This window comes from Neisseria sp. 27098_8_158, from assembly GCF_041433145.1.
Lineage (GTDB): Bacteria > Pseudomonadota > Gammaproteobacteria > Burkholderiales > Neisseriaceae > Neisseria > Neisseria subflava_E.
Genome location: NZ_JAPWAZ010000004.1, coordinates 99,340 through 122,093 on the forward strand (window position 1 = coordinate 99,340; position 22,754 = coordinate 122,093).

General features: G+C 47.4%; 16 protein-coding genes and 4 tRNA genes. All 20 read right to left on the reverse strand.

The window, feature by feature from the left end; translation table 11 throughout:
- Positions 1–266: 266 nt before the first annotated feature.
- The 20 genes from rpoC to O3681_RS10660 all read right to left on the reverse strand — a co-directional run bounded on the left by rpoC (position 267) and on the right by O3681_RS10660 (position 22,754).
- The gene (gene rpoC / locus O3681_RS10565) at positions 267–4,442 is read right to left on the reverse strand and encodes a DNA-directed RNA polymerase subunit beta' (protein ID WP_371459918.1); all 4,176 of its coding nucleotides are present in this window, start codon (positions 4,440–4,442) and stop codon (positions 267–269) included.
- 155 nt (positions 4,443–4,597) lie between these two features.
- Positions 4,598–8,776: a DNA-directed RNA polymerase subunit beta gene (rpoB, locus tag O3681_RS10570; RefSeq protein ID WP_101756410.1), complete on the reverse strand. Its 4,179-nt coding sequence runs from the start codon at positions 8,774–8,776 to the stop codon at positions 4,598–4,600.
- A gap of 189 nt (positions 8,777–8,965) precedes the next feature.
- A complete protein-coding gene (rplL, locus tag O3681_RS10575; RefSeq protein ID WP_003677916.1) occupies positions 8,966–9,337 on the reverse strand; it encodes a 50S ribosomal protein L7/L12 in 372 nt (123 codons plus the stop codon).
- Between the two features lie 57 nt (positions 9,338–9,394).
- Positions 9,395–9,895, reverse strand: a complete 501-nt coding sequence (rplJ, locus tag O3681_RS10580) for a 50S ribosomal protein L10 (RefSeq protein ID WP_003680699.1) — start codon at positions 9,893–9,895, stop codon at positions 9,395–9,397.
- Between the two features lie 222 nt (positions 9,896–10,117).
- A complete protein-coding gene (gene rplA / locus O3681_RS10585) occupies positions 10,118–10,813 on the reverse strand; it encodes a 50S ribosomal protein L1 (RefSeq protein WP_003677918.1) in 696 nt (231 codons plus the stop codon).
- Positions 10,813–11,247, reverse strand: a complete 435-nt coding sequence (gene rplK / locus O3681_RS10590; protein WP_002220151.1) for a 50S ribosomal protein L11 — start codon at positions 11,245–11,247, stop codon at positions 10,813–10,815. Before rplK ends, rplA begins: the two co-directional genes overlap by 1 nt.
- 104 nt (positions 11,248–11,351) lie before the next feature.
- Positions 11,352–11,885 (reverse strand): transcription termination/antitermination protein NusG, encoded by a 534-nt coding sequence (gene nusG, locus O3681_RS10595; protein ID WP_371459919.1) that lies wholly within the window; start codon positions 11,883–11,885, stop codon positions 11,352–11,354.
- Positions 11,886–11,887: 2 nt separating this feature from the next.
- Positions 11,888–12,163 carry a preprotein translocase subunit SecE gene (gene secE, locus O3681_RS10600; RefSeq protein ID WP_070461116.1) on the reverse strand — a complete coding sequence of 92 codons (276 nt, stop codon included), beginning with the start codon at positions 12,161–12,163 and terminating at the stop codon, positions 11,888–11,890.
- A gap of 131 nt (positions 12,164–12,294) precedes the next feature.
- Positions 12,295–12,370 (reverse strand) — tRNA-Trp (locus tag O3681_RS10605).
- Between the two features lie 6 nt (positions 12,371–12,376).
- Entirely contained in the window at positions 12,377–13,567 is a 1,191-nt protein-coding gene (gene tuf / locus O3681_RS10610; RefSeq protein WP_371459920.1) for an elongation factor Tu, read from the reverse strand.
- Positions 13,568–13,615: 48 nt separating this feature from the next.
- Positions 13,616–13,690 (reverse strand) — tRNA-Thr (locus O3681_RS10615).
- Positions 13,691–13,699: 9 nt separating this feature from the next.
- Positions 13,700–13,773: transfer RNA gene (locus tag O3681_RS10620), tRNA-Gly, on the reverse strand.
- Between the two features lie 31 nt (positions 13,774–13,804).
- Positions 13,805–13,888, reverse strand: a tRNA-Tyr gene (locus O3681_RS10625).
- Positions 13,889–13,986: 98 nt separating this feature from the next.
- On the reverse strand, positions 13,987–14,238 hold the full coding sequence (locus O3681_RS10630; protein ID WP_003679513.1) for a YfhL family 4Fe-4S dicluster ferredoxin: 252 nt from the start codon (positions 14,236–14,238) through the stop codon (positions 13,987–13,989).
- Positions 14,239–14,360: 122 nt separating this feature from the next.
- Positions 14,361–14,933: a 16S rRNA (guanine(966)-N(2))-methyltransferase RsmD gene (gene rsmD / locus O3681_RS10635; protein WP_107724225.1), complete on the reverse strand. Its 573-nt coding sequence runs from the start codon at positions 14,931–14,933 to the stop codon at positions 14,361–14,363.
- Between the two features lie 147 nt (positions 14,934–15,080).
- The gene (gene topA / locus O3681_RS10640; protein WP_371459921.1) at positions 15,081–17,387 is read right to left on the reverse strand and encodes a type I DNA topoisomerase; all 2,307 of its coding nucleotides are present in this window, start codon (positions 17,385–17,387) and stop codon (positions 15,081–15,083) included.
- A 74-nt stretch (positions 17,388–17,461) separates the two neighbouring features.
- On the reverse strand, positions 17,462–17,917 hold the full coding sequence (locus O3681_RS10645) for a DUF494 family protein (protein WP_003749244.1): 456 nt from the start codon (positions 17,915–17,917) through the stop codon (positions 17,462–17,464).
- A gap of 24 nt (positions 17,918–17,941) precedes the next feature.
- Positions 17,942–19,132 carry a DNA-processing protein DprA gene (gene dprA / locus O3681_RS10650; RefSeq protein WP_371459922.1) on the reverse strand — a complete coding sequence of 397 codons (1,191 nt, stop codon included), beginning with the start codon at positions 19,130–19,132 and terminating at the stop codon, positions 17,942–17,944.
- A gap of 234 nt (positions 19,133–19,366) precedes the next feature.
- Positions 19,367–20,641: a sigma-54-dependent transcriptional regulator gene (locus O3681_RS10655; protein WP_371459923.1), complete on the reverse strand. Its 1,275-nt coding sequence runs from the start codon at positions 20,639–20,641 to the stop codon at positions 19,367–19,369.
- Positions 20,628–22,754 (reverse strand): ATP-binding protein, encoded by a 2,127-nt coding sequence (locus O3681_RS10660; RefSeq protein WP_371459924.1) that lies wholly within the window; start codon positions 22,752–22,754, stop codon positions 20,628–20,630. The genes O3681_RS10655 and O3681_RS10660 overlap by 14 nt, the downstream gene beginning before the upstream one ends.

Below are 22,754 nucleotides of genomic sequence, written 5' to 3' on the forward strand. Positions count from 1 at the left end.
TTATTGCAAGGGTTTAGTCAAGCAAATGACTGATAAAGTTTGGTGTTTTCCAATTTATGCCTAAATTTTAGAAACAAAGGCCGTCTGAAACATTCAGACGGCCTTTGTCATTTTAAATAAATCCGCAATTTGGTTCTCTACTTATTTTCTCCATTGCTTTCCTTATTTATTCAGATGGCCTTAATCTCTACCCTCTTTTAAGTCCTCTAAAAAAATAAAACCGCAAGACTGGCTTGCGGTTTTATTTTCACAATAATCCCGAGGGATTATTCGTCTGAAGCTTCGGTTTCAGAAGTTTCTTGATCGGCTTGCTGCCATTGTTGATGACGGCTGCGGTGGTAGGTCAAACCTGTACCGGCAGGAATCAATCGACCGACAATCACGTTCTCTTTTAAACCGCGCAGCTCGTCTTGCTTGCCCATGATAGCGGCCTCGGTCAAGACGCGGGTTGTTTCTTGGAACGATGCTGCAGAAATGAAGCTGTCGGTAGACAAGGAAGCTTTGGTAATACCCAACAACACATTTTCATAACGTGCCGGCTCTTTGCCTTCAGCAATGGCTTTCTCATTGGCAAGCATCACATCGCTACGCTCAACTTGTTCGCCGGTAATAAACTCTGTATCACCGGAATCGACAATGTTCACTCGACGCAGCATTTGACGGATGATGACTTCGATGTGTTTATCGGAAATCTTCACACCTTGCAGGCGGTAAACCTCTTGTACCTCTTGAACAATGTAGCGAGCCAATGCTTCGATACCTTGCAGACGCAGAATGTCGTGTGGGTCTACGGCACCGTCTACGATGGTTTCACCGCGGTTTACCACTTGACCATCGTGTACCAAAATCTGTTTCTCTTTAGAAATCAGGGTTTCGTATGCTACACCGTCTACGTCGGTAATAATCAGACGCTGTTTACCTTTGGTTTCTTTACCGAAGGAAACGGTACCGGTAATTTCAGCCAACATACCTGCATCTTTCGGCACGCGTGCTTCAAACAATTCGGCTACGCGTGGCAGACCACCGGTAATATCGCGGGTTTTAGAAGACGCTTGTGGAATACGCGCCAACACATCACCCTTACCGACTTCCTGACCTTCCCGGATGGTAATCACCGCACCGACCGGGAATGCCATAGAAACTGGGGTAGTCGTACCAGGAATGCAAATTTCCAGACCATTTTCATCCAACAGTTTGACAGTCGGACGCAACAGTTTAGAAGCACTAGAAGAACGACGTTTGCCGTCAATCACTACCAAAGTAGACAAACCGGTTACATCGTCAGTTTGTTTCGCAACGGTAACACCCTCTTCTACGTTTTCGAATTTCACCAAACCTGCATGTTCGGTAATCATCGGACGGGTATGCGGATCCCAAGTTGCCAAAGTTTGACCGGCTTTAATGGCTTCGCCGTCTTGTACCAACAGGATTGCACCGTAAGGTACTTTGTGACGTTCACGTTCACGGCCGATTTCATCGTGAATCACAACTTCACAAGAGCGGCCAATGACAACCAATTCGCCTTTGTTGTTGGCAACGTAACGCATTTGGCTGCTGAAACGAGCTGTACCATTGGATTTGGCTTCCACTTGGCTGGCAGCAGCCGCACGAGATGCCGCACCACCGATGTGGAACGTACGCATGGTCAGCTGAGTACCTGGCTCACCAATAGATTGTGCAGCAATTACACCTACAGCTTCACCAGCGTTAACCAGTTTACCGCGCGCCAAGTCGCGGCCATAACAGTGTGCACACAAACCATGACGGGTTTTACAAGTAATTGGCGTACGGACTTTAACCTCGTCAACACCAGATTGGTCAATGATATCGACTAATTTCTCAGTCAGCAGTGTACCTGCCTCAACCAATGTTTCGCCTGTTGAAGGATCAACAACATCTGATGCTGTAACACGGCCTAAAATACGATCGCGCAACGCTTCAATTACGTCACCGCCTTGTACTACTGCTTTCATGACAAAGCCGTCTGAAGTACCGCAATCATCTTCAACAACGACCAAGTCTTGAGTTACGTCTACCAGACGACGGGTCAGGTAACCAGAGTTTGCCGTTTTCAACGCGGTATCCGCCAAACCTTTACGCGCACCGTGGGTCGCAATAAAGTATTGCAATACAGTCAAACCTTCGCGGAAGTTAGAGGTAATTGGCGTTTCGATAATAGAGCCGTCAGGTTTGGCCATCAAACCACGCATACCGGACAACTGTTTAATCTGAGCTGCAGAACCACGGGCACCAGAGTCGGCCATCATGTAAATAGAGTTGAAGGACTCTTGATCAACTTCGTTGCCGTCACGGTCGATAACTTTTTGTTTGGACAGATTGTCCATCATCGCTTTAGCGATCTTATCGCCGGCACGACCCCAAATATCGACCACTTTGTTGTAACGTTCGCCGTTGGTCACCAAACCTTGACGGTATTGGTCTTCGATTTCTTTAACTTCGGCATTAGCCTCAGCCAGCAAGGCTGCTTTTTCTTTCGGAATTTCCATATCGTCAACCGCAATGGAAATACCGCCTTTAGCCGCAAAACCGAAACCGGTATACATCAAGTGGTCGGCAAAAATAACTGTGTCACGCAAACCGCACAGACGGAATGATGCGTTAATCAGTTTAGAAATTTCTTTTTTCTTCAGCGCTTTGTTGATGTACTCGAACGGCAGGCCTTTAGGCAAGATTTCGCTCAACAATGCACGGCCGACAGTCGTTTCGTAACGGTTAACGACAGGCTCAAACTCACCTGCTTCGTTTTTTACCCATTCGCGCAGACGTACGGTAATTTTCGTACCCAGTTCAACCTGTTTGGTATGGTATGCACGATGCACTTCTTTCACATCGGCAAACAGGCTGCCTTCGCCTTTGGCATTGATACGGTCGCGGGTCATGTAGTACAGACCCAATACGATATCTTGAGAAGGTACGATGATTGGTTCGCCGTTGGCTGGAGACAATACGTTGTTTGAAGCCAGCATCAGCGTGCGTGCTTCCATTTGTGCTTCCAAGCTCAATGGAACGTGTACAGCCATTTGGTCACCGTCAAAGTCGGCGTTAAATGCGGCACACACCAATGGGTGCAACTGAATCGCTTTACCTTCGATCAGGATAGGTTCGAACGCTTGAATACCCAAACGGTGCAGGGTTGGCGCACGGTTCAGCATAATCGGATGTTCGCGGATCACTTCTTCCAAGATATCCCATACTTCAGGTACTTCTTGTTCTACCAATTTTTTCGCAGCTTTAACAGTAGACGCCAAACCTTGTTTTTCCAATTTGTGGAAAATGAATGGTTTGAACAGTTCCAACGCCATTTTTTTCGGCAGACCACATTGGTGCAGACGCAGGTATGGGCCTACGGTAATCACGGAACGACCGGAGTAGTCCACACGTTTACCCAGCAGGTTTTGACGGAAGCGGCCGCCTTTACCTTTAATCATGTCAGCCAATGATTTCAGCGGACGTTTATTGGCACCGGTCATGGCTTTACCGCGACGGCCGTTATCCAACAGAGAGTCAACTGCTTCTTGCAACATACGTTTTTCATTACGAACGATGATGTCAGGCGCATGCAGTTCCAACAGACGTTTCAGACGGTTGTTACGGTTGATAACGCGGCGGTACAAATCGTTCAAATCGGAAGTGGCAAAACGACCACCATCCAATGGAACCAACGGACGCAAATCAGGTGGCAATACCGGCAGCACGTCCATAATCATCCATTCCAGCTTCATACCGGAACGGTGGAAGGCTTCCAATACTTTCAAGCGTTTGGCAATTTTTTTGATTTTAGTGTCAGAACCGGTAGATTCTAGCTCTTGACGCAGGATTTCGATTTCGCTGACAATATCCAGGGTGCGCAGCAATTCGCGGATACCTTCCGCACCCATTTTGGCATCAAAGTCATCGCCGTATTCGTCCAGCTTGTTGTAGTAATCGTCTTCAGTCAGCAATTGACGGCGTTGCAACGGAGTCATGCCGGGATCGGTCACCACGAATGCTTCAAAGTACAATACACGTTCGATATCACGCAACGTCATGTCCAATACCATACCCAGGCGGGAAGGCAGGGATTTTAAGAACCAAATATGTGCAACAGGTGCAGCCAATTCGATATGGCCCATACGTTCGCGGCGCACTTTGGACAGGGTAACTTCTACGCCACATTTTTCACAGGTTACGCCTTTAAATTTCAAGCGTTTGTACTTACCGCACAAACATTCATAGTCTTTAACCGGGCCAAAGATTTTGGCGCAGAACAAACCGTCGCGCTCAGGTTTGAACGTACGGTAGTTAATGGTTTCAGGTTTTTTAACTTCGCCATAAGACCATGAGCGGATGGTTTCGGGAGAGGCAATACCGATTTTGATGGCATCAAACTCTTCTTCCATGCCGGTGGTTTGCAACGGATTAAATAAGTTCAACAAATTCATTTTTGCTCCTTGAAGGAAGTATTTTTACCGCGTGGCGGATTTTCGATATTGGAAACGGTACTTTTGATTTCAGACGGCCTAAATGCCGATTGCTTCATTCTTATTCTGAACCCGCTTTTTCAGACGACCTTAAAAGGCCGTCTGAAAACTTCTGTTTAGTAGCGTTCCAAATCGATATCCAAGCCCAGTGAGCGAATCTCTTTAACCAATACGTTGAAGGATTCAGGCATACCGGCATCGATTTTGTGTTCGCCTTTGACGATGTTTTCGTACATTTTGGTACGGCCGTTCACGTCGTCAGACTTCACAGTCAGCATCTCTTGCAGCGTGTATGCCGCGCCGTATGCTTCCAATGCCCAAACCTCCATCTCACCGAAACGTTGGCCACCGAACTGAGCTTTACCGCCCAGAGGCTGTTGGGTAACCAGACTGTATGGACCGGTAGAACGGGCGTGCATTTTTTCGTCAACCAAGTGGTGCAGTTTCAGATAGTGCATCACACCGACTGTAACCTTGCGGTCAAATGCTTCGCCTGAACGGCCGTCATACAGCGTGATTTGCGTTTTACTGTCGTTGAAGCCCAGTTTCTCAACCTCAGGATCTTCGCTTGGGTAAGCCAAGTTCAACATTTCGCGGATTTCAGACTCTTTCGCACCGTCGAATACAGGAGAAGCGAAAGATGCACCTTTACGCAGGTTGGAAGCCAATTCGATGATTTCTTCATCTGTCAGGCTGTCCAAATCTTCTTTCTTGCCGCTACCGTTGTAGAGCTTGTTCAAGAATTCACGCAGCTCGCTGGCTTTGCGTTGCTCTTTCAGCATACGGTCGATACGCTCGCCGATACCTTTTGCCGCCCAACCCAAGTGAACTTCCAAAATCTGACCGATGTTCATACGGGAAGGTACACCCAACGGGTTCAGTACGATGTCTACCGGACGGCCGTCAGCCATGTAAGGCATGTCTTCCACCGGCAGAATGCGTGATACCACACCTTTGTTACCGTGGCGACCCGCCATTTTGTCACCGGCTTGCAGACGGCGTTTGATGGCGATAAATACTTTCACCATTTTTTGTACGCCTGGTTGCAGCTCGTCGCCTTGGGTCAGTTTTTTCTTCTTGATCTCATACAACTCATCCGCTTCTTCGCGTTTTTGTTGCAGGCTCAATTTAATCAGTTCCAACTGCTTGGCCAAATCTTCGTCAGCCAGACGGATGTCAAACCAATCATGTTTGCTGGACAGGCTTGCCAAATATTCGGTAGTAATTTCGCTGCCTTTAGCCAGCTTCATCGGACCACCATTGGCTTTTTGACCAACAATCATACGCTCGATACGGTCGAATGCGTCATTATCGAAAATACGCAATTGATCGCCCAAATCTTGACGGTAACGTTTCAATTCAGAATCAATAATGGATTGAGCACGTTTGTCGCGTTGGATACCTTCACGAGTAAAGACTTGAACGTCGATAACGGTACCGCTCATGCCGGTAGGCATACGCAATGAAGTATCTTTTACGTCAGACGCTTTTTCACCGAAGATGGCACGCAGCAGTTTTTCTTCAGGAGTCAGTTGAGTTTCGCCTTTAGGCGTTACTTTACCCACCAAGACGTCACCGGCCTCTACTTCCGCACCGATGTAAACAATACCGGATTCATCCAAACGGTTTTGCATACGCTCAGACAAGTTCGGAATATCGCGGGTAATGTCTTCCGCACCCAGCTTGGTATCACGGGCAACAACGTTCAGTTCTTCAATGTGAATCGAAGTATAACGATCGTCCGCAGCCACTTTTTCAGAAATCAGAATCGAGTCTTCATAGTTATAACCATTCCATGGCATGAAGGCGATGGTCATGTTTTGACCCAAAGCCAATTCGCCCAAATCGGTAGACGCACCGTCAGCAATTAAATCGCCGCGTTGCAAAACGTCACCTGCTTTGACGGCAGGACGCTGATTGATATTGGTAGATTGGTTGGAACGGGTGAATTTAACCAAGTTGTAAATATCGACACCCACTTCACCGGCAGTCGCTTCATCGTCATGAACACGAATCACAACACGGTTGGCATCGACATACTCAACTACACCGCCACGACGGGCAACGATTGCAGTAGCAGAGTCAACGGCAACAGAGCGCTCGATACCGGTACCAACCATTGGTTTTTCAGGGCGCAGACACGGTACGGCCTGACGTTGCATGTTGGCACCCATTAATGCACGGTTCGCGTCATCATGTTCCAAGAATGGAATCAGAGATGCCGCTACAGATACCACTTGACCAGTTGCCACGTCCATATATTGAACGCGGTCAGGCGTTGCCATAATGGTTTCACCTTTTTCACGACAAGTGACCAAGTCGCCAATCAAATTACCGTCTTTGTCCAAATCGGCATTCGCCTGTGCAATCACATAACGGCCTTCTTCGATAGCAGACAAGTAGTCGATTTCTTCAGTTACTTTACCATCGACAACACGGCGGTAAGGAGTTTCCAAGAAACCATAATCATTGGTACGCGCATAAACGGACAATGAGTTGATCAAACCAATGTTTGGACCTTCAGGTGTTTCAATAGGACATACACGGCCATAGTGGGTCGGATGTACGTCTCGCACCTCAAAGCCTGCACGTTCGCGAGTCAAACCGCCCGGGCCCAATGCAGATACACGGCGTTTATGGGTTACTTCAGACAATGGGTTGGTCTGATCCATAAATTGGCTCAATTGGCTGGAACCGAAGAATTCTTTAATCGCGGCAGAAACAGGTTTCGCATTGATCAAGTCATGCGGCATCAAGTTCTCAGATTCTGCTTGGTTCAAACGCTCTTTAACTGCACGTTCTACACGAGCCAAACCGCTGCGGAATTGGTTTTCAGTCAACTCACCCACAGAACGAACACGACGATTACCCAAGTGGTCAATATCGTCTACTTCGCCATGACCGTTACGCAGTTCAACCAATGTCGCAATAGAAGCAACGATGTCTTCAACGCTCAGAACGTAACCACCTTTTTCGGATGCGCCGGCCAAAGTCTCATTTAACAAACGGCCATACCAAGAGTTTTGTTGTGCTTCAGACAATTTTTGCTCGTATGTGCGTGTATTAAATTTCATACGGCCTACGCGAGACAAATCATAGCTGTCTTCACTGAAGAACAAGCGGTTGAAGAGTTGCTCAACAGCTTCTTCGGTAGGTGGTTCGCCAGGACGCATCATGCGGTAAATCGCTACGCGTGCAGCTTGCTGATCAGCAGTTTCGTCTGTACGCAGAGTACTGGAGATGTAACCACCTTGATCCAATTCATTGATATAAAGGGTCGTAATTTCTTTTACACCATGGATATCAAGTTTGGCCAACAGTTCTTCTGTAATTTCATCGTTAGCAGAAGCCAATACTTCGCCGGTTTCCGGATCAATCAGGTCAGCAGCCAATGATTTGCCTATCAAGCTTTCTGGCTCTACATCCAAACGAGTCAAGCCCGCATTGGTAATATCACGGATATTTTTCGCAGTAATGCGTTTACCTTTGGCAACCAGTACATTGCCTTCTTTATCCAAGATATCAACTTTGGCAGTTTCACCTTTCAGACGGCCTGCAACCAGATCAGTTTGAACACCGTTTGAAGACAAATAGAAAGTTTCTTTGTCGTAGAAAATATCCAAAATTTGTTCATTGTTGTAGCCCAAAGCTTTCAACAAAATCGTAACCGGCATTTTACGGCGACGGTCGATACGGAAATACAGCAAATCTTTTGGATCAAATTCGAAATCCAACCATGAACCGCGGTAAGGAATAATACGAGCAGAGAACAACAGCTTACCGGAAGAATGTGTTTTACCACGGTCATGCTCAAAGAACACACCAGGAGAACGGTGTAGCTGGGAAACAATCACACGCTCAGTACCATTGATGACAAAAGAGCCACTTGGCGTCATCAATGGGATTTCGCCCATATATACTTCGTTTTCACGAACTTCTTTTACGGTCGGTTTAGACGCTTCTTTATCCAAAATCACCAAACGGATACGTGCACGCAATGGAGCCGCATAAGTAATACCGCGCAATTGACATTCAGGAATATCGAACAAAGGTTCGCCCAATGTGTAATGCACAAACTCCAATCGTGCATAACCATTATGACTCACAATCGGGAAAATAGAATTGAATGCTGCTTGCAGACCATCATCAGTACGTTGGTCAAAAGCGTTTTCCAACTGTAAAAATTTCGCATAAGAATCAATTTGGGTTGCCAGCAAGAAAGGAACATCCAAGACATTCTCTCGCTTTGCAAAACTCTTACGGATACGTTTTTTCTCGGTAAACGAATAGCTCATATACACTCCGAAAAGCAATTTTAAATAATAGGCCGTCTAAAACAACGGCATGCATCAACCTGATATTTACATTTATTTGCAATGGTTTTATCAAGACTATGCAAATAAATGTAAACAATGCCTGATGCTTATTTTAAGAAGCAAAATAAGGCTGGCAGAAAACTGCCAGCCTTCACAGGAAGCATCAAATTATTTGATTTCGACTTTAGCGCCGGCTTCTTCCAGTTGTTTTTGGATGTCTTCAGCTTCAGCTTTAGAAACACCCTCTTTCAGAGTTTTAGGTGCACCGTCAACGATGTCTTTAGCTTCTTTCAGACCCAAGCCAGTGATAGCGCGGACAACTTTAATCACGCCAACTTTTTGATCACCAGCAGAAGCCAATACTACGTCAAATTCAGTTTTTTCTTCAGCAGCAGCTGCACCAGCACCCGCAGGACCTGCAACTGCAACGGCAGCAGCAGAAACGCCAAATTTCTCTTCAAAAGCTTTAACCAGGTCGTTCAATTCCATTACGGTCAAAGAACCAACGGCTTCCAAAATGTCTTCTTTAGTAATAGCCATGCTATTTTACTCCAAATATTGTATTAAAAAATAATTGATTAAATGAAACAAAATTGATTAAGCGGCTTCTTCGCCAGCTTTTTTCTCTGCCAAAGCAGCCAAACCACGTGCAAAGCCTGATACAGGAGCTTGCATAACGAACAACAGTTTGGACAACAGTTCTTCGCGGCTTGGAATAGAAGCCAACTCAGCAACCTGAGCAGGGTTCATCACTTCGCCATTGTAAGAACCAGCTTTAACGATAATTTTGTCATCTTTTTTCGCGAATTGGTGCAGCACTTTAGCAGCAGCAACAGCATCTTCAGAAGCAGCGTAAACCAATGGACCAACCATTTGATCGGCCAAACCTGCGAATGAAGTACCCTCTACTGCGCGACGAGCCAGAGTATTTTTCAGAACGCGCAAGTAAACGCCTTCTTTACGTGCATTTGCACGAAGCTCAGTCATGCTGGAAACACTGATACCGCGATATTCAGCGACTACGAGAGTTTGAGCGTTAGCAATTGCTGCGCTAATTTCCTCTACGGCCACTTTCTTGGTTTCAATATTGAGACTCAAGGTCTACCTCCCACTGTTTATAAACAGGATACCGAATGATATCCCACCAGCGCGGTAACCTAAAAAGACATCTTACAAGCAATCTTGCAATGTGTTTCAGGACTACCGTCTGCGTAGGGCAATTACGATTAAATCTTACGATCCCTACGGTCTTGGACATCTACTTAATTTTAAGTAGCCCAAATTCAGGCAATCCAAAAAACCGGATCACCTGAAAATTTCTTAGTTGTTCACGCTTGCAGTATCAACGCGAACACCCAAACCCATAGTGCTGGATACAGCAACTTTTTTCAGGTACTGGCCTTTAGCAGCAGCAGGTTTGGCTTTAACGATAGCATCCAGCAACGCATTGAAGTTTTCTTTCAAGTCAGCTTCAGCGAAAGAAGCACGACCGATAGTTGCGTGAACGATACCGGCTTTATCTGTACGGTATTGTACTTGACCTGCTTTTGCATTTTTAACTGCTTCAGCAACGTTAGGAGTAACAGTACCTACTTTAGGGTTTGGCATCAGGCCACGAGGACCCAAGATGGTACCCAATTGACCAACGATACGCATTGCATCAGGAGAAGCAATAACAACGTCAAAGTTCAGGTTACCAGCTTTGATTTCAGCGGCCAGATCTTCAAAACCAACAATATCTGCACCAGCTTCTTTAGCAGCATCTGCATTTGCACCTTGAGTAAACACAGCTACGCGAGTTGTTTTACCGGTACCTTTAGGCAGAACGACTGAACCACGAATAACTTGGTCAGATTTACGAGGATCAACACCCAAGTTGAAAGATACGTCAACAGACTCGTCAAATTTAGCAGTAGCAGCTTTTTTAACCAAAGCAATTGCTTCATCGATTGCGTACAGTTTATTAGCTTCAACAGAAGAGCGAAGAGCTTTCAAGCGTTTAGATACTTTAGCCATTATACAACACCCTCCACATCCAAGCCCATTGAGCGAGCAGAGCCGGCGATAGTACGAACAGCCGCATCCAAGTCAGCAGCAGTCAAATCAGGCTCTTTAGTTTTAGCAATTTCTTCCAACTGAGCGCGGGTCAATTTACCCACTTTGTTAGTCAGAGGATTAGAACTACCTTTTTGCAGACCAGCAGCTTTTTTCAACAAGATAGAAGCTGGCGGGGTTTTCATCACAAATGTGAATGATTTATCTGCAAATGCGGTGATCACGACTGGAATTGGCAAACCAGGTTCCATACCTTGGGTTGCAGCATTAAATGCTTTACAGAATTCCATGATATTTAAACCACGTTGACCCAAAGCAGGACCAACTGGGGGAGATGGATTGGCTTTACCTGCAGGAATTTGCAGTTTGATGTAGCCGATAATTTTCTTTGCCACTTAAGGACTCCTAAAAACGGGTATAACGCGGAACCATTCCGCTTCCCAAACAGAATTTGCGATTATATCCGCTTTAAAAAAAAATTTCAAGCGAATTAAACCACTTAAATCTTTTCAACCTGACCGAACTCTAATTCAACCGGTGTTTCACGACCAAAAATCTGAACTGAAACACGCAGTCTATTACGCTCGTAGTTAACCTCATCAACAATTCCATTGAAATCAGCAAATGGACCTTCATTCACACGAACCTGCTGACCAACCTCAAATTCAACTTTTGGTTTTGGCTTCTCAACACCTGTTTTGACTTGTTGCAAAATAGCATCTGCATCTTTTTGAGAAATTGGGATTGGACGATTTCCGCTACCACCTACAAAACCATTTACTCGAGGGGTACTCTTAACCAAGTGCCATGAATCATCGGTCATTTCCATTTCAACCAACACATAGCCTGGATAGAATTTACGCTCACTGATGGTTTTTCGGCCATTCTTGATATCTACCACTTCCTCTACAGGAACGAGAATCTGACCGAAATATTCTTCCATGTTTTCACGAGCAATACGCTCTTTCAATGTTTTTTGAACATTTTTCTCGAAACCGGAATAGGCCTGTACCACATACCAACGCTTTGACATCTTTACCCTTTCCTATTTAATAAAACATCAAAAAACAACCATGAAATAATTGTATCTGCCGCATAAATGAAGGCTGCTAAAACTGCAACGAAGATAATCACAAATACAGTCATTTTAACCGCTTCATCACGACTCGGCCAAACTACCTTCTTAAACTCAGTCCAAGAGCTCTTAAAATATGCAAACAGACCTTCTTTCTTTTCAGGAGCCGGCTTATTACTTACCACAACTTCCTTTTTCTGATGGCCTTCTTTGCGTCCAGACGGATGTTCTGTCATCTTTACTCACTTATCAATACCCCACCCGCCTTCATTTTAGATAGCGGTATTGATCCATTAATTAATTCCAAATAATCTTAGAACTTAAGTACAAAAAAATTAACCGGCACAAGGCCGGTTAATTTTTTATTTGGCAGGCCAAGAGGGTCTCGAACCCCCAACCCTCGGTTTTGGAGACCGATACTCTACCAATTGAGCTATTGGCCTCTAAACTTAAGCGATTACAGAAGAAACCACACCTGCACCTACGGTACGACCACCTTCGCGAATCGCAAAGCGCAGACCTTCTTCCATAGCGATAGGCGCAATCAGTTCTACAGTAATGGTTACGTTCTCACCTGGCATTACCATTTCTACGCCTTCTTCCAAAGTAACTGCACCAGTTACGTCAGTAGTACGGAAGTAGAATTGTGGACGGTAGTTAGCGAAGAATGGAGTGTGACGACCGCCCTCTTCTTTGCTCAGTACGTATACTTCTGCTTTGAATTTGGTGTGAGGAGTGATAGTACCTGGTTTAGCCAATACTTGACCACGCTCTACGTCTTCACGTTTAGTACCACGCAGCAATACACCTACGTTGTCACCAGCTTGACCTTCGTCCAGCAGTTTACGGAACATTTCAACGCCGGTACAAGTAGTTTTTTGGGTTTCTTTCAGACCTACGATTTCGATCTCGTCACCAACGTGGATGATACCGCGCTCCACACGGCCCGTTACTACGGTACCGCGGCCGGAAATCGAAAATACGTCTTCAATCGGCAGCAGGAACGGTTTGTCAACGGCACGCTCCGGAGTGGGAATGTAACTATCCAAAGCGTCTGCCAACGCAAAGATGGCAGTCTCGCCGATTTCGGAAGTATCGCCTTCCAATGCCTTCAGCGCAGAACCTTTGATAATCGGTACATCATCACCCGGGAAATCGTAGCTACTCAACAGATCGCGGATCTCCATCTCAACCAGTTCCAACAATTCCTCATCATCAACCATGTCGCATTTGTTCATGAATACGATGATGTAAGGTACGCCTACTTGACGAGCCAACAGAATGTGTTCGCGAGTTTGTGGCATAGGACCGTCAGCTGCGGAAACTACCAAGATCGCGCCGTCCATTTGGGCAGCACCGGTAATCATGTTTTTAACGTAGTCGGCGTGACCCGGGCAGTCTACGTGTGCGTAGTGACGGGTTTCAGTTTCGTATTCTACGTGTGAGGTATTAATGGTAATACCACGAGCTTTTTCTTCAGGAGCGTTGTCGATTTGGTCGTAAGCTTTTGCAGCGCCACCGAATTTTTTAGCCAAAATAGTAGTCAAAGCAGCAGTCAGAGTGGTTTTACCATGGTCAACGTGACCGATGGTGCCAACGTTTACGTGCGGTTTGCTACGTTCAAATTTTTCCTTAGCCATGGCAATATCCTATAATCTAAGCTTTTAAAAGAAAGGGTAATAATGAGATGGTGCCCATGGGCAGATTTGAACTGCCGACCTCTCCCTTACCAAGGGAGTGCTCTACCCCTGAGCTACATGGGCGAAATTGTTTGGAGCGGGTGAAGGGAATCGAACCCTCACCGTAAGCTTGGAAGGCTTCTGCTCTACCATTGAGCTACACCCGCATACTCACTATTTGCTCCAAGTAAGAATTTTTGGTGGAGGGAGAAGGATTCGAACCTTCGAAGCTCACGCAACAGATTTACAGTCTGCCCCCTTTGACCGCTCGGGAATCCCTCCAAAAGAGAACGCTAGTTTATTGGCAACTCAGATTTCCGTCAAGATTTTTTTTCATTTATTTCTTTAAAAATATCCAAGCTTTTGCTTTTAAACACTATTTACTTAAACTGAATGATTTTTTCGTACTTGGCCATCAGTTCTTCGTGCGTTTCAGGATGTTCTTCATCGATCAAGATACAGTCGACAGGACATACCTGTTGGCACTGCGGCTCATCGTAATGGCCCACACATTGCGTACACAAATTTGGATTGATTTCGTAAATTTCTTCACCTTGCGAAATGGCATCATTAGGGCATTCCGGCTCGCACACATCGCAGTTAATGCACTCATCTGTAATAAAGAGCGACATTTCTATTTCCTTTTTTCTTAAATTATCAAAACCGATTGGGCGCGGATTATAGCACAAATGACGTCGGAACAATCCGTTTGAAAGAATGTTTTACACCTTGGGAATGATTCTCAAATTCCATACTATTCAGCAACTTGCAAATAGAGCAACAATTCAAACCTACTCATTCCCGCCTTTCCTTCCCGATAAATTTCCAGCCAATCCGGTTTTTCAGGCAGCTTTCTTGCTTCAATATAGACCATTGCCCCATTTTTCAAGTGGCTTTGCAATCGGATAAACAGATTTTGCCAATCTTCCCATGCAAACGGCGGATCAAGAAATACGACATCAAATTTTTCAGACGGCCTTGCCAGATAAGCCATGCCGTCTGAACACACGATTTCTACTTGTTTCAAACCTAATTCTCGGATATTTTTCTGAAGCGTTTGAACAGTTTGGCGGTGGTTATCGACCATTACCACTTTTGCCGCATTACGAGAAGCAGCCTCCATTCCCAAAGCACCGCTACCGCTGAATAAATCCAATACTGTTTTACCGGTTAAATCCTGACCCAGCCAGTTAAACAATTTTTCACGCACGCTGTCAGGTGTCGGGCGCAGACCATCTGCAGATAAAAATGTTAACTTTCGTCCCCTACATTGTCCGCCAATGATACGTACTTGATTGCTGTGTTTGGAATGTTTGTTGTTTGCCATAATTCTTAAAAAGATGCCGATTTTTCAGACGGCCTCAATTATATAGTGAAACTGCTATCAAACCGTATTCCCCTTTATCTTTTCAATACAAAAAGCCGTCTGAAAATCATTTTTCAAACGGCCTTTTTCTATCCAAGCTTTAACAAATTATTCCTTCGGTGCAGGCGGTTCAATCTGTTCTTTCCAGCCGCATTCTTTTTGCGGGCAGACTTTTTCCACGCCCCAGCGTTTGGTGGTTTTGATGGTCAAAACCGGCCATGCGCATTTTGGACAGGTTTCTGCAATGGGTGGATTCCATGTGGCGTAGTTGCAGTCGGGATAGGTACTGCAACTGTAAAACAGTTTGCCGTAACGGGATTTGCGCTCGACGAGGTTGCCTTTTTTGCATTGCGGGCATTGGACACCGGTATCTTTCGGTTTTTCCAGCGGTTCAACGTGTTTGCATTTCGGATAGTTGGCGCAACCGATGAATTTGCTGCCGGTACGGCTGTATTTGTACACCAGACGACCGCCGCATTTCGGGCATTCGCGTCCGTCAAGTTCGGCTTGTTCTGCTTCCGCTTTGGCGATGCGTTCAGCAGCTTCCTCTGCAGTTTCATTGACATTGCGCGTGTAGCTGCACTCGGGATAACCGGCACACGCGACGAAACGACCCATTTTGCCGAATTTGATTTGCAGTTTGTGTTCGCTGCATTTCGGACAGGTTTCGTCAAGTTCCTGCGTGGTAAATTTGGCGCGTTCGATGCCTTCTTTTTCTTCCACTTGCTTGATGAACGGCTTCCAGAATTTGTCCATCACGGGAATCCATTGGCGTTTGCCGTTGGCAATTTCGTCAAGCTGGTCTTCGAGTTTGGCGGTAAAGTGGTAGTCGACGTATTGGGCGAAGTGTTCGGTCAAGAATTTATTGACGATGTCGCCTGTATCGGTAGGCATGAAGCGTTTTTGCTCAAGGGTAACGTATTCGCGGTCTTTGAGCGTGGAGATGATACTGGCGTAGGTTGAAGGGCGACCAATGCCGTATTCTTCGAGAGCTTTAACCAACGTGGCTTCGTTGTAGCGCGGCGGCGGAGTGGTGAAGTGTTGTTCGCCGTAAAGTTTGTCAACCGGCAATTTATCGCCTTCGCTCATTTCGGGCAGTTTTTTGCTGTCTTCACTCTCTTCGTCGTCACTGCTTTCTTCATACACGCTCAAAAAGCCTGCGAAGGTTTGCACTTGTCCGGTTACGCGGAATACGCCTTTTCCGACGGTAATATCGACGGTGGTTTGGTCGAATTTGGCGGGCGTCATCTGACAGGCAACGGTGCGCTGCCAAATCATTTGGTACAGTTTGAACTGGTCTGCGCTCAAGAAGGGTTTGACGCTTTCGGGCGTGCGGTACACGGAAGTCGGACGGATCGCTTCGTGTGCTTCTTGGGCGTTTTTGGATTTGGTTTTGTACTGCTTGGCGGCACTCGGCAGATATTCTTTGCCGATTTTGTTTTCGATGTAATGGCGGATTTCGGTTAACGCTTCATCAGCCAAATTCACGCTGTCGGTACGCATATAGGTAATCAGACCGATGGCGCCCTGCCCTACGTCTATACCTTCATAAAGCTGTTGGGCGGTACGCATGGTGCGGTCGGTGGTAAAGCCGAGTTTGCGCACAGCATCCTGCTGCATGGTTGATGTCGTAAACGGCGCGGCAGGATTGCGGCTGCGCTTTTTCTTTTCAATGGCGGTAACGACGGCCTCTTTGCCTTCGAGTTCTTTCAACACATCGGCTTGCGCAGCTTCATTCGGCAGGTCGAATTGTTCGAGTTTTGCGCCGTTGTATTGGGCGAGTTTGGCGGTAAACTTACTGCGGCCTTTGTGGCTGTCGAGATGCACCGTCCAATATTCCTGCGCTTCAAACGCGCGGATTTCGTTTTCGCGTTCGCAAATCAGGCGCAAAGCAGGGCTTTGCACACGGCCTGCACTCAAACCGCGGCGGATTTTTTTCCACAATAATGGCGAGAGGTTGAAACCTACAAGATAGTCCAAAGCACGACGGGCTTGTTGCGCATCGACCAAGTCCATTTCGATTTCGCGCGGATGGGCAACCGCATCGAGCACGGCGTTTTTGGTGATTTCGTGAAACACGACACGCTGCGGCTTAATGTTTTTCAAGCCGCGTTTGGATTTGAGGATTTCCAAAAGATGCCAAGAAATGGCTTCGCCTTCCCTATCCGGGTCAGTTGCAAGGTAGATGTTTTCAGCTTCTTTGGCACCGGCAACGATGGCATCAACGTGTTTGCTGTTGCGGCTGATCAATTGGTATTTCATGGCAAAGCCATTGTCGGGATCGACTGCTCCGCTTTTCGGAACCAAATCGCGGACGTGGCCGTAAGACGCCAAGATTTCAAAATCACCGCCCAGATATTTTTTCAGGGTTTTGGCTTTGGACGGGGATTCGACGATTAATAGGTTTTTCGCCATTGTTGTTCTCTTTTGGATGTATTGGATTTATGTTTCAGACGGCCTTTATTATTGAGGCCGTCTGAAAAAAGGTTTTAGTGCATCACGTTTTGTCCGGTCAATGCACTCATCAAGTCGTCGCCTATCAGGACGGGCAACTCGCTCTTGTGCATCCACAACACCAGCAATACCAACACTTTGGCGGTATCGAGGGTAATTTCGTCCGATGGAATATGCATCAGGGCGTGAATGACGATTTCGCGTTGCTCATAAGTAATTGCGTGTTCGGCAACCAGATACTGCATCAAGCCCATGACTTCCTGCGGCAGGTTTTCAGCTTCTTCACGGCAGAATACGCGCAGGGAATCGCTGTTAAACGGCTCGGCATAAAATTCGGACGTATTGAACAAGACTTCCATCATCATCAATGTATTGCCGATTTCCGTAGCGTCAAAACCTGCATCTTCCAGCAGGCGACCCAAATCTTCCGGAGGCGGACAGTTGTCGAAATCTTGGAAGTGTTCGATTAAATAGGCAATGACTTCGGTCATGCTGGTTCCTTAAATATAGATAATTTATGCTTTGATGCGCTGGTAACGGCCGCCCGGCAAAGCGGCGACGATACCGTCAAGTTCGTATTCCAAAAGCTGTGCGTACACGTCTGCCGCTGCCGTATTGGTTTGTTGCGCCAAAATATCGGGATGTATCGGGTCGTAACCCATTGCTTCCAATAAAGCGCTTGTTGATGGGGCGGCAGGTAGGTTTTCAGACGGCCTTTGCGGTTCATCCGCTATTGTTTTTTGTTGCAGATGTTTGGTTTGATCGTTTTTCGGTTTTACCGTCTTATTTATAGAATATGATGGAACAGGCGTATTTTGCAATAGCTGCGGACACTCATGGAGAATATCGTCCAGACATTCCACCAGTTTTGCCCCGTCTTTAATCAGCTTGTGGCAGCCTTTGCTATGCGGATTGTCTATCGACCCGGGCACCGCCATCACTTCGCGCCCCATCTCCGCCGCCAGCTTGGCAGTAATCAATGAGCCGGATTCCAATGCCGCTTCTACCACCAATGTCAGCTGCGATAACGCGGCAATCAGACGGTTGCGACGCGGAAAATTGCCTGCAAACGGACGCGTATCTAAAGGGAACTCGCTGACAATCAATCCCCTTTCAGCAATTTCATAAGCAAGGTTTTTATTGGATGGCGGATAAATGCGGTCTATACCGGTTCCCCAGACGGCAATAGTGCCGCCATCTGCCTGCAATGCGCCCTGATGGGCGGCGGTGTCAATACCCGAAGCCATACCCGATACGACGGGAATGCCTTTTTCACTCAATGCCCTGCCGAAATCTTTGGCAATCCGCATTGCCTGTGGCGTGGCATGGCGGCTGCCGACAATCGCGGCAGAAGGTGTATGCAACAACTCTGCATTGCCGCGTAAAAACAAAACCGGCGGCGCGGTAATTCCTTGTGTCAGCATTTCGGGGAAATCATCATCTTGCAGCAGCAACAGACGGCAACCGTCCTGCATTTCCCATTGTAAAGCGGCTTCGGCAGACCGCTGCGCCACTGCCCGTTTGTCCGCATTGCGCCATGACTCGGCCGCCTGTTTATGGCGTACCAACGCGGCAATTTTGTCTGCCGGCGCATTCAAGGCTGCTTGTGCACTACCGAATTGCTGCAACAGCACCAAAAAACTTTCTGCGCCGATATAGGGCGTAAATGCCAGTTGCAACCAAGCAAAACGCTCGTTTTCCGTCATCAATCTGTTCCCTTTTCGTAATGGTTGTTCAGACGGCCCGAAGTAAATCGAGGCCGTCTGAAAATTTTATTGATATAAAACTTCTTTCGGCTTAAAAGGCAAAATAACACCTCCGAGCCATATCATTATTTTTATAAAGTATCGCTTGTCTAAGCAAACCGTCAAATGACGATGCCGTCTGAAAAACCTGATGGCTTTCAGACGGCCTCTTTTGTGTTTGAACCGATATTGCGCTTATTCTTCGGATTTATCGGCGCTGCGGCGCGATACGCTGATACCGAGTTGTTTGAGTTTGCGGTAAAGGTGTGTACGTTCCAAACTGACCTTTTGCGCCACGCGGCTCATATTTTGGCCTTCTTGGGCGATGTGGTACTCAAAGTAGCGGCGCTCGACTTCTTCCCTCAATTCGCGCAAAGGCATATTGAAATTGAAGCCGCCGATGATTTCTGTCGCCGTCGCGTTTTCCTTCTGACCCAAAGCCACGGCAACGGCCTGCTCGTCCACTTCTTTGCCGTCAGATTCCAACATGATGTTTTTCACCGTTTCGGCAAGCTGGTCGTAATTGCCCGGCCAATCGTATTGGCGCAAAACCACTAATGCGCTGTCGCTGAATTTTACCGGCTGGATTTTTTGACTTTCGGCCAAATCGGTCATGATGCGGTTGATTAAAAAGACGATATCGTCTGGTTGACTGCGCAAAGAAGGAACATTGATGCGCTCTTTCAACAGCTCCGCCAGTCGGCCGGCAACGACGTCATCGGCGCTCTCACCGCGTTTAAAGCCGCATGAAGCAATCACACGGACATTGTAGCGGTCGGCTTTTTCCAGCAAGAAAGCAATGCCGTTTTGGATATTTTTGCTGTAACGGGCAATATCACCGACATACAAAATGCCGCCTGATGCCTTTTGCAACAGCTCCATCGGCGTATCGACAATGTGTTCGACACGGTCGGTTGCCACCCAAGGCGTACCGCTTTTGTGCAGATAGCGGGCGACAATTTCAAACGGCGAGCCTGCCTCACCGGCCAACAACAGCGGGCGGTTGTGTTTGGCGGCCGCTTCAATGCTGCCGTTCATTTCTTGAATGACGGAACTGTTGCCCAGTTTGTCCAAAGTCATGCCGGAGGCCGTCTGAACTTCGCCATGTTTCAAGGCGCGTTCTACTGCGGACAAGAGTTTTTGCAGGGCAATCGGTTTTTCCAGAAAATCGAGCGCGCCGATTTTGGTGGCCTCAACCGCAGTATCAATGCTGGCATGGCCGCTCATCATCACCACAGGCATATTGAGTTGGCCGTTTTTCGCCCACTCTTTCAACAAAGTGATGCCGTCGCAATCGGGCATCCAAATGTCCAGCAACACCATGGCCGGACGCGTTTGATAACGCAATTGGCGCGCTTCTTCGGCATTTTCGGCCAAAGTAACGGTATAGCCTTCGTCTTGAAGGATTTCGGAGAGCAGGTCGCGGATGCCTACTTCATCATCTACAATCAAAATATCACTGCTTCGCATAAGTTTCTGCCATTTCCGGTAAAGCTATTTTGACGCACGCGCCGCCGCTGTTCTGATTGCTCAGGCTGATACGGCCGCCATGCTCCTCGATAATTTTTTTCACAACGGGCAAACCCAGACCCGTTCCTGTCGGTTTGTCGGTAACGTACGGCTCAAAAGCATTGTGCAGCATTTCTTTGCTGAAACTTTTGCCGTTGTTGCAGACGGTCAGGAAAACCTGTCCGCCTTCGCGCCCTGTTTCGACGTTTACTTGCGGCGCTTCATCCGACTCCGCCGCTTCTGCAGCATTCTTAAATAGGTTATGCAACACTTGGCGCATCGCCGTCGTATCGGCAACAATCGGCAAGGCGTCGGTGCTGAGCCGCGCATTAAATTTGCACGCGCCAGCCTCATATAATACCAATACTTCCGACACCAAACCGTTTAAATCTTGTTTTTCTAAATTCAGCGACGGCGCACGCGCATAATTGCGGAATGCTTCGACCATTTCTTTCAGCGCGGCAACCTGTTTGACGATGGTATCGGTTGAACGGCTGAGGATTTGGGCGTCTTGCTCATCAAGCTTATCATGCAATTTCCATGCCAATCTCTCAGCGGAAAGTTGGATAGGTGTAAGCGGATTTCGGATTTCGTGCGCCAAACGTTTCGCCACTTCGCCCCATGCGGCCTCTTTTTGCGCGCGTATCAAGACGGTAATGTCATCAATCACCATCACCACACCGTTATCGTTGTCTTCCGGCAGGATGGTGGCCTTACCCAACAAGATTCGGGCATCGTCGGGCGCGGCATATTCGACTTGGACGGGTTTGTCGCTGTCGGCGGTTTCATTAATGGCGGCAAACACATCGGCCAACAGGGTTTGCTGCGGCGATTTGCCGTGCCATTGATGCCAGTTGCTGCCCCACAAAGACACCAGCGAAACGCCCAAAATCTGTTCGGCGGCCTTGTTAAAGGTTTTCAGACGGCCATCGGCATCCAAAGTAATCACGCCTGTGGTCAAACTTTCCAACACGCATTCTAAATAATGGCGTGCGGCTTCTTCGCGCAAACGGTTGCGCTCGTCCGCCTCTTTGGCAATCGATAATTGCTCGGTCATGTGGTTGAATAACTGGGTCAACCGGCCGAACTCGTCATTGCGGAATACCGGCCGGGTCTGGCTGAAGTCGCCCTGAGCCACCGCCCGCGCACCCTCTGCCAATGACAACACCGGCGCCACAAAACGGCGGGCAAAATACAAAGCCATCACCAGCGCCAAAAAGATGGCCAACAATGTCGCGACCAACAGCGTGGACAAGAAAAAGGTTTGCAGGCCTTTTTTGGTATAACTCAGCTCAGCATATTTGGCGCGGGCCGCTTCAATCAACGTCGCGTCTTGGGCAACATCTTTCGGAATCGGCTGACGGAAAAATAGCGCATAATCCTGATTTTTATGCGTACCGATCAGCATCCAACCTTGAGCATACAGCACGCCGCCAATGTTTTCCAAGCTGCGCACCGAGCCGGTCTGCTCCAGCTGCTCCCATCCTTCTTTGTTAAGCTCGGGTTGATTTAGTTTCAGGGGATTGATGCTTTTCTCGGCTTTATGGGTGGTCGCGTTATAAAGCGCCAGCTGGGCAAAGTCGGCAGTAAGTGCGGATTGGGTCAGCGTTTGCCCCAAGTTGCCGTCCAGCGAAGCGGCGCTGATTAAGTCGATCTGCACCGGCGTGGCGTTGCTGACAGCGTTATCCACCGCCAAGTTCAGCGCGGATTTGCTCAAGTTTAAGCTGCGCTCCAATGCCTCATGGGTATCGTTGCCAAACCAAGAATTAATCGTACCGTTAATAAACTGGGCGGAAATACCGAACAAAAACACGCCCGGCAATACGGCAACCAAGGTAAACATCCCCGACAACCGACGCGCAATCTGCGAACCGAACACGCTTTTGCTGTTATCGCGCATCAAAAGCACGACATAGCGTACCAACACCGCTGCCAACACCAGCAACAGCAAGCCGCACAAAGCAACAATCCACCAAAAATAATCGGACAATACGTTGCTGCTGCCCGTTGCAACAGTCAGACCGTACAACAAAACAACGGCGAATACAGCAGCAATCAGAAGAAAGCGGCGCAT